6 protein-coding genes are annotated in these 8187 nt (G+C 64.9%); 3 read left to right on the top strand and 3 right to left on the bottom strand.

Annotated features, from left to right (window positions below; translation table 11 throughout):
- Positions 1 to 575 precede the first annotated feature (575 nt).
- Complete coding sequence (locus ACFP9U_RS22045; protein ID WP_378624763.1) at positions 576 to 1034, top strand: GFA family protein; 459 nt, start codon at positions 576 to 578, stop codon at positions 1032 to 1034.
- Between the two features lie 275 nt (positions 1035 to 1309).
- Here ACFP9U_RS22045 and ACFP9U_RS22040 read toward each other — a convergent pair whose 3' ends face one another.
- Together ACFP9U_RS22040 and carB are read right to left on the bottom strand one after the other, a co-directional pair.
- Positions 1310 to 1669, bottom strand: coding sequence for an endonuclease domain-containing protein (locus ACFP9U_RS22040; RefSeq protein WP_378624761.1), 360 nt, complete (start codon positions 1667 to 1669; stop codon positions 1310 to 1312).
- Positions 1670 to 2119: 450 nt separating this feature from the next.
- Positions 2120 to 5617, bottom strand: a complete 3498-nt coding sequence (carB, locus tag ACFP9U_RS22035; protein ID WP_378624760.1) for a carbamoyl-phosphate synthase large subunit — start codon at positions 5615 to 5617, stop codon at positions 2120 to 2122.
- Between the two features lie 273 nt (positions 5618 to 5890).
- Here carB and ACFP9U_RS22030 point away from each other — a divergent pair, with 273 nt between their 5' ends.
- Complete coding sequence (locus ACFP9U_RS22030; RefSeq protein ID WP_378624758.1) at positions 5891 to 6844, top strand: OmpA family protein; 954 nt, start codon at positions 5891 to 5893, stop codon at positions 6842 to 6844.
- 33 nt (positions 6845 to 6877) lie between these two features.
- Here the strand turns inward: ACFP9U_RS22030 and ACFP9U_RS22025 are convergent, their stop codons facing one another.
- Positions 6878 to 7228, bottom strand: a complete 351-nt coding sequence (locus ACFP9U_RS22025) for an ArsR/SmtB family transcription factor (RefSeq protein ID WP_378624756.1) — start codon at positions 7226 to 7228, stop codon at positions 6878 to 6880.
- A 602-nt stretch (positions 7229 to 7830) separates the two neighbouring features.
- Here ACFP9U_RS22025 and ACFP9U_RS22020 point away from each other — a divergent pair.
- Positions 7831 to 8187, top strand: a 357-nt coding sequence (locus ACFP9U_RS22020; protein ID WP_378624754.1) for an MFS transporter, incomplete at its 3' end; no start/stop codon positions are given.

Below are 8187 nucleotides of genomic sequence, written 5' to 3'. Positions count from 1 at the left end.
GCCCCGCGGGTTCTCCGCGCGCCTGCGTCCTGCGAGCGCCCCTCGGCGCCGCTGACGCAGGGCTCCGGCCTGCTGCGGGCCCTCACAGACCTTCGGTGACCGACCCCGAAGGGGGAGGCTGCCGCCGCTCTCCCGAACACCCGGTGCGCATCCGGTTCCCGTAAGGGCGATGGGAGGATGGTACGGGAGCGCGAGGGGGCGGGGATAAGATTTGGGGGCTGGAGTGAAGGGAACAATGCAAGTCATTGTTTTGGAAAGGACGTTTTTTCGTGGGCGTGAGAATTCATCCACGCTTTCCCGAGGAGTTTGGATCGAAGCGCCGGCCTTCTCCTCCGCCCGCGCCCGACCTTTCCGGCTCGGGGAGCCTGGTGCCGGAAGCCTCGGGCGTGAATGGCGAGGGAACGGCATGGATCCCAGGGTCTGTGCGACGCCGCTTCGCGGCTGCTCCGCCCTGGGATGACGAAAGGGGAGGTTGTGCCGGGCACGGTCGCCGGCGCGCTTCTTCCGCGAACGGAGGTGACGTGCCTGCCGTGGTGTGGAATGGTCGCCGCACACGCGAAACGACGGAGGCTTCAATGCGCGACTGGAAACTCCCACGGGAAGGCGGATGCCGCTGCGGGCAGGTGCGGGTGCGGGTGAGTGCGCCGCCGCTTATCACCATGGCCTGCCACTGCACCGGCTGCCAGCGCATGAGCGCCTCGGCCTTTTCGCTGTCGGCCGCCATTCCCGCCGAGGGGTTCGCGGTGGTCGAGGGGGAGCCGGTGATCGGCGGCCTGCACGGGGACTCGCGGCACTATTTCTGCCCGCATTGCATGACGTGGATGTTCACGCGGCCGGAAGGCATGGACTGGTTCGTCAATCTGCGGCCGACCATGCTGGAGGGGGCGGAGGATTTCGCTCCGTTCATTGAGACGTGGGTGGCGGAGAAGCTGGATTTTGCGCAGACGAGGGCGGTGCATTCGTATGAGGCGCTGCCGCCGATGGATGCGTATGAGGGGCTGATGGAGGCGTATCAGGAGTGGGCGGGAAGGTGAGGGGGGTCGCGCGGGACCCTGTGCGGCCCCCTCTCTTGCGATTTCTAAGGCTTAGCCTCCGCTTTGCTCCGGCTAAACCTAAGAAATCGCTTTCTCCCCCGCCGAGGGGGAGATTGGCGCACTATGACCGTTTCCGCAAATCTTCAGCGTTGGCGATTGGCAGGGAGGGTGAGGTCGGCGAATCTCCCCCTTGGCGGGGGAGAAAGCAAATTCTTAGGCTTGGCGAATGCCAAGTCTTAGAATTTGCAAGAGAGGGGGGACTTGCACCCTGCCACTCACCCGATCCTCCCCTCCGCTTCATGCAGGATCGCGCGGCAGACGGCGTCCAGCTCCTTCTCCACCTCGTCGTTCCAGAAGCGCAATGTCCTGAAGCCCTGGGCTTCGAAATGCCGGTCGCGCACCGCATCGCCGATCGCGCCCGAATGCTGCCCGCCATCCACCTCGACAATCAGCCGCGCCTCGAAGCACACGAAATCGAGGATGTAGCCGTCGAGCGGGACTTGGCGCTTGAACTTGAAGCCTTCGAGTTGGCGGTTGCGCAGCGCCTGCCATAGGAGGTTTTCGGGCTTGGTGGCCTCGGCGCGCATGGCGCGGGCATAGGTGCGGTGTGGGGGTGGGATGGGTTGGTGCGGCATGGAAGAGCCCCTCTCTTGCGATTTCTAATACTTAGCCTCCGCTTCGCTCCAGCTAAGATGTTGAAATCGCTTTCTCCCCCGCAAGGGGGGAGATAACGCCGGCATCGACCTTACCGCCTATTACAAAAACGCTGACGATATGCCGAAGCGACTACGCCGCCTTTATCTCTCCCCTTACGGGAGAGAAAGCTAATTCTCGGGTTTGGCGGAGCCAAGCCCTTAGAATTTGCAAGAGAGGGGCTTTGCTCAGTGCCTCACATATTCTGGTATATGCTTGCATATAAAGCTGGGCAAATGAGGAACTGTCCGACGAGAAAATTCAGATAACGCGCTCTCGGAAAAATGCATGAGATACAGGACTGGTTCTGGCAGGAAGCCACAAAGCGTATCCAAGAGAGCTTTGAGCCATATCTGAAACTGCCACCGTCGGTTTAGCCAGTCGTTTTGCCGTCATGAGAAATACCCCTGCAGCGCCCGCACCTCCAGGCTTCCCGCCTTCAGCGCCGCAATGGCTTCCACCACCGCACCACACCCGGCCATGGTCGTGTAATACGGCACCTTCTGCATCAGCGTGGCGCGCCTTAGCGACTTCGAGTCCGACACCGCCTTCTGGCCGTCCGTCGTGTTGAAGACGAGTTGGACCTGGCGGTTGCGGATGGCGTCTTCGATGTGGGGGCGGCCTTCCAGCACCTTGTTGATCTTTTCGGCGGGGACGTCGTTTTCGCGTAAGAAACGGGCGGTGCCGCCGGTGGCGAGGATCTTGAAGCCGAGGTCGGAGAGGCGGCGGACGGCGGGGAGGACGCGCGGCTTGTCCTCGTCGCGCACGGAGACGAAGAGGGTGCCGGCGCGGGGGAGGTCGACGCCGGCGCCGAGCTGGGATTTGGCGAAGGCGAGCGCGTAGTCGCGGTCGAGGCCCATGACCTCGCCGGTGGACTTCATCTCGGGGCCGAGCAGGGTGTCGACGCCGGGGAAGCGGGCGAAGGGGAAGACGGCTTCCTTGACGGCGATGTGGTTGAGGGCGCGCAGGTCGGGCTTGTCGCCATAGGGGGCGAAGGCGGCGTCCAGCTTCTCGCCGGCCATGATGCGCGCGGCGATCTTGGCGATGGGGCGGCCGATGGTCTTGGCGACGAAGGGCACCGTGCGCGAGGCGCGCGGGTTGACCTCCAGCACGTAGACGTCGCCGTCCTTGACAGCATATTGCACGTTCATGAGGCCGCCGACGTTGAGCGCCTTGGCAAGGGCGGCGGTCTGGCGCTCCAGCTCCTCGACGATTTCGGGGGAGAGCGAGTGGACCGGGAGCGAGCAGGCCGAGTCGCCAGAGTGGATGCCGGCTTCCTCGATGTGCTCCATGATGCCGGAGACGAAGACGCTCTCGCCGTCGGACAGGCAGTCGACGTCGACCTCGATGGCCTCGGTCAGGTAGGTGTCGAAGAGGAGCGGGTTCTTGGAAAGCAGGGTGTTGATCTGGCCGGTCTTGTCGGCCGGGTATTTCTGGCGGATCTCCTCGGGCACGAGGCCGGGGACGGTGTCGAGCAGGTAGGACTGCAGGCGCGTCTCGTCGGGGATGATCTGCATGGCGCGCCCGCCAAGCACGTAGGAGGGGCGCACGACGAGCGGATAGCCGAGCTCGCCGGCGACGACGCGGGCCTGCTCGACGGAGAAGGCGATGCCGTTCTTCGGCTGCTTGAGGCCGAGCTTGGTCAAGAGCCTCTGGAAGCGGTCGCGGTCCTCGGCGAGGTCGATCATGTCGGGCGCGGTGCCGAGGATGGGGATGCCGGCTTTTTCCAGCGCGTCGGCGAGCTTCAAGGGCGTCTGGCCGCCGAACTGGACGATGACGCCGACGAGTTCGCCCTTCTGTTGCTCGACATGCAGGATCTCCAGCACGTCCTCCGGCGTCAGCGGCTCGAAATAGAGGCGGTCGGAGGTGTCGTAGTCGGTGGAGACGGTCTCGGGATTGCAGTTGACCATGATCGACTCGTAACCGGCGTCGGCCAGCGCGAAGCAGGCGTGGCAGCAGCAATAGTCGAACTCGATGCCCTGGCCGATGCGGTTGGGGCCGCCGCCAAGGATGACCACTTTCTTGCGGTCTGAGACCTGCGCCTCGTCGGCGGGCTTGCCGGCGAAGGGCGTTTCGTAGGTCGAGTACATGTAGGCGGTGGGGGCGGCGAACTCGGCCGCGCAGGTGTCGATGCGCTTGTAGACGGGGTGGACGTCGAGCGATTGGCGAATCTTCCGAACCTCTTCCGTCTCTTTCCTCACAAGCGAGGCGAGGCGCGAGTCGGAGAAGCCAAAAGCCTTGAGCATGCGGAAATTGGCGGCGTCCCGGGGCAGGCCGTGTTCGCGCACGCGCTCTTCCATGGCGACGATCGCGGCGATCTGCTCCAGGAACCAGGGGTCGATGCGGCAGATCTGGTGCACCTCCTCGAGCGAGGTGTCCATGCGGATCGCCTGGGCCACCATCCGCAGCCGGTCGGGCGTCGGCGTGCCGAGGGCGGCGCGGATGGCGTTCTTGTTTTCCGACGGGTCGCCGTCGGGATCGTGGCCGGGGATCTCGATCTCGTCGAGGCCGGTGAGCCCCGTCTCGAGGCCGCGCAGCGCCTTTTGCAGGGATTCGGCGAAGGTGCGGCCGATGGCCATGACCTCGCCGACGGACTTCATGGCCGTGGACAGCACCGGCTCGGAGCCGGGGAATTTCTCGAAGGCGAAGCGCGGGATCTTGGTGACGACGTAGTCGATGGAAGGCTCGAAGGAGGCGGGGGTGGCGCCGCCGGTGATGTCGTTTTCGAGCTCGTCGAGCGTGTAGCCGACGGCGAGCTTGGCGGCGACCTTGGCGATCGGGAAGCCGGTCGCCTTGGAGGCGAGGGCAGAGGAGCGGGAGACGCGCGGGTTCATCTCGATGACGACCATGCGGCCGTCCGCCGGGTTGACGGCGAACTGGACGTTGGAGCCGCCGGTCTCTACCCCGATCTCGCGCAACACCGCGATCGAGGCGTTGCGCATCAGCTGGTATTCCTTGTCGGTCAGCGTCAGCGCCGGGGCGACGGTGATGGAATCGCCCGTGTGTACGCCCATCGGATCGATGTTCTCGATCGAGCAGATGATGATGCAGTTGTCCGCGTGATCGCGGACGACCTCCATCTCATATTCCTTCCAGCCGAGCACCGATTCCTCGATGAGGACTTCCGTGGTGGGGGAGGCGTCGAGGCCGCGCTCGACGATCTCGAAGAACTCGGAACGGTTGTAGGCGATGCCGCCGCCCGTGCCGCCGAGGGTGAAGGAGGGGCGGATGATGGCCGGCACGCCGATCTCGTCGAGGGCCTGGGCGGCGACGGCCATGGCGTGGTTCATGTAGCGCTGCTTGCGGTCGGCCTCGCCGAGCTGCCACTCGGTCTCGAGCGCGTCGAGGGCGGCGTCGAGTTCTTCGCCGGCATATTTCTCGCGCAGCCGGGCGCGCTCGGCCTCGTGCTTCTTGCGGTCGGCCTCTTTCGCCTCGGTGGCATTGGCGAGCATGGATTTCGGCGTTTCCAGCCCGATCTTCGCCATGGCTTCGCGGAACAGCGCCCGGTCCTCGGCCTTGTCGATGGCCTCGGCATTGGCGCCGATCATCTCCACGCCGTAGCGCTCCAGGATGCCCATGCGGCGCAGCGACAGCGCCGTGTTGAGCGCGGTCTGTCCGCCCATGGTGGGCAGCAGCGCGTCCGGACGCTCCTTGGCGATGATCTTGGCCACCACCTCCGGCGTGATCGGCTCGATGTAGGTTGCGTCGGCCAGCTCAGGATCGGTCATGATGGTGGCCGGGTTCGAATTGACCAGAATGACGCGGTAACCTTCCGCCTTCAGCGCCTTCACGGCCTGTGTGCCGGAATAATCGAATTCGCAGGCCTGGCCGATGATGATGGGGCCGGCCCCGATGATCAGGATCGACTTGATGTCGGTGCGTTTGGGCATGGAATGTCCGTTCGTGCTCGGGCCTGCGTCCACCCTGCAAGATTGCATGGCGGGCAGTGGAAATACGATTTGAGGCTAGGCGGGCCTTATAGGCAAGGAAAACGGGCGACGGAACCCCGAAAATGCATTGGGCACAGCCGGATGGGCGGCGGTGGTTTCGTGCAGCACGCTTTTTCCCGGACCGAACTTCGGCTACCCTGCGTCCGCATAGCTGCGCAGCGACCTGAACGCCGCACGGCGGGCGGGCAGGCGCGAGCCTCAAGGGGGACCATCATGCATGCAGTTCGGTTTGCGGCCGTTGCCGCAGGGTTGGTCGTTTGGGCCGCGGCGGTGTCTCTATGGGCGCCGGGTGCTGCGTTCGCGGCCGGGACCGACGTGGAAGGCAGCGCCGACTACCCCGATATCGGCCGCTTCGAAGGCGCCTGGATCACGCGCTACGATGTCAAGGATTTCGACGAATACTGGTTGGCGTCGGGACCCGTGCAAAAGGCCGAGCGAGGGGAAGGCACCATGCTCGAAGGCCGCGTGGTGCGCATCGGCTACCGGGTGCCCGCCGGCCCGTCGGTGCTGGAGGTCGCCCGCAACTACGAGAACCGGTTGACGGAAGCGGGTTACGAAATCCTCCACACCTGCCGCGACAAGGAGTGCGGCGGTTATAATTTCCGCTACTACGGCACCGAGGTGCTGCCGGCGCCGGCGATGACCGTCGATCTCGGCGATTTCCGCTATATCGCGGCGGTCAAGAAGGGCGATCCCACCGTTCATGCGGCGATCCTCGTCAGCATCAACAATGGCGAGGTGCTCAACCAGGTGATGGTGGTGGAGACCGGCGCGATGGAAGACCGCATGGTCGATGCCAAGGAAATGGCGCAGTCCATCTCCGATACCGGCAAGATCGCCATCTACGGCATCCTGTTCGACCTCGACAAAGCGGACATCAAGCCGGAAAGCAGGCCCGCCCTCGACCAGATCGCCGAGCTCATGAAGAACAAGCCGGAGCTGAGCATCCTCGTGGTCGGCCACACCGACAACCAGGGCAGCATGGAGTACAATCTGGACCTCTCCATGCGCCGGGCGCGGGCCATCGTCGCGGAACTGACCGGCGCATACGGCGTTGCCGCCGATCGCCTGAGCCCCGCCGGTGCGGGTTTCCTTTCACCGGTCGCAAGCAACCGGACCGACGCCGGGCGGGCGGAAAACCGGCGCGTGGAACTGGTGGAACGGTAGGTTTCCGCGCCAGAAGGCGGACCGGGCCCGCCCTTACGCTCCGGACAGTTCGCCGACCGCGCCCTTGCCTGGTGGCGGAAGGGTTATCGCGGTGGCGATGATCGGATCGAGCAGGCCGGGGAAGCGGGCGTCGAGATCGGCGCGGCGCAGCGAGATGAGGCGCGAGGTGCCACGCGGCTCCACGCGCACGATGCCCGCCTCGCGCATCTTGCCGATGTGATAGGTGAGGTTCGACTTCGACGTCAGGCCGAGGAAATGCGAGCAGGTGAGCGCCTTGCCCTCCTGCCGGGCCAGGTCGCCGAGGATGGCAAGCCGCGTGGGATCTCCAAGGACGGCGAGGACCGTGGCGAGGTTGATCTCTTCGGTGGGCGGATGCGAAAGCATAGCGCTTCGAAAGTAATCCATCGCGCGGGCGATGCAAGCGGGCAGAGCAATTGCTCGAAGGCTTGGCGTCCTTCGGACTCTCCCTTGTCACCGTGCATCCCTCTCTCATAGGGACGGGCTATCGCATGTGGAAGGATCCGCTGCCGCGCTGACGCGCAAACGTCTCCGTCACCCCGGAAAGCCAAAGGCTTATCCGGGGTCTATTGGTCGGCGTATCGTGGGACAGGCCCCTTGAGTCATCTGACTTCACGTGTCGGGACCGCCAGTGCTTTCTGCGGAGACCGGCCGCGCCGCTCAATTGGGTCCCGGCTTGGCGCGGCTGGCGCCGCTTGGCCGGGATGACGCGGAGAAGGCACCGCTCCTTGCGCTCTCCGAAATCTCCATAGGCGTAGCCCTGCCTTTCAAGGGGAGATTGTGCGGGCCGCTTGCTTCGGCGCCAGCGGTTGTCCTTTCATCGGCCGGAGGGGTACGAGGCCTGTATGAAGTCTACGCGTATTACGCATGCCTCTGGCAGGAGGCTGCAGGAGCTGACGGGAGGCGGTTGACGGCGGGAAGGGTTTTGGACAATAGTTCAATGACTTTTGAACAATGAAAGCCAGTCCATGGACAAGCGTCTCTTTCTGCTCGCGCTCGGTGCATTTGTGACCAGCACCGTCGCCTTCGTCTTCGCGGGCCTCCTGCCACTGATCGCCGAGGATGTCGGTGTGACGGTGGCCCAGGCGGGCTATCTCGTCTCCGCCTTCTCGCTGGCTTATGCGATCGGGACGCCGGTGCTTTCGACACTGACGGGCGCGATGGACCGCCGGCGGGTGATCGCCCTGGCGCTCGTCTTCTTCGTCGCGGGCAACCTTGCCGCGGCGCTGAGCGGGCGCGTGCCGACGTTGCTCGCCGCACAGATCGTCATGGGCATGGCGGCGGGACTCTTCGCGGCCACGGCGCAGGCGACTGCGGTCTTCCTG

Source organism: Nitratireductor sp. GCM10026969 (assembly GCF_042660605.1).
Classification (GTDB): domain Bacteria; phylum Pseudomonadota; class Alphaproteobacteria; order Rhizobiales; family Rhizobiaceae; genus Chelativorans.
The sequence above is the reverse complement of the archived record's forward strand: the minus strand, read 5'-3'. Positions and strand labels throughout refer to the sequence as shown.

Coding starts and splice junctions, on each gene's coding strand:
- ACFP9U_RS22040 (WP_378624761.1), bottom strand. CDS start 1,669: ATGCCGCACCAACCCATCCCACCCCCACACCGCACCTATGCCCGCGCC.
- ACFP9U_RS22030 (WP_378624758.1), top strand. CDS start 5,891: ATGCATGCAGTTCGGTTTGCGGCCGTTGCCGCAGGGTTGGTCGTTTGG.
- ACFP9U_RS22045 (WP_378624763.1), top strand. CDS start 576: ATGCGCGACTGGAAACTCCCACGGGAAGGCGGATGCCGCTGCGGGCAG.
- carB (WP_378624760.1), bottom strand. CDS start 5,617: ATGCCCAAACGCACCGACATCAAGTCGATCCTGATCATCGGGGCCGGC.
- ACFP9U_RS22025 (WP_378624756.1), bottom strand. CDS start 7,228: ATGCTTTCGCATCCGCCCACCGAAGAGATCAACCTCGCCACGGTCCTC.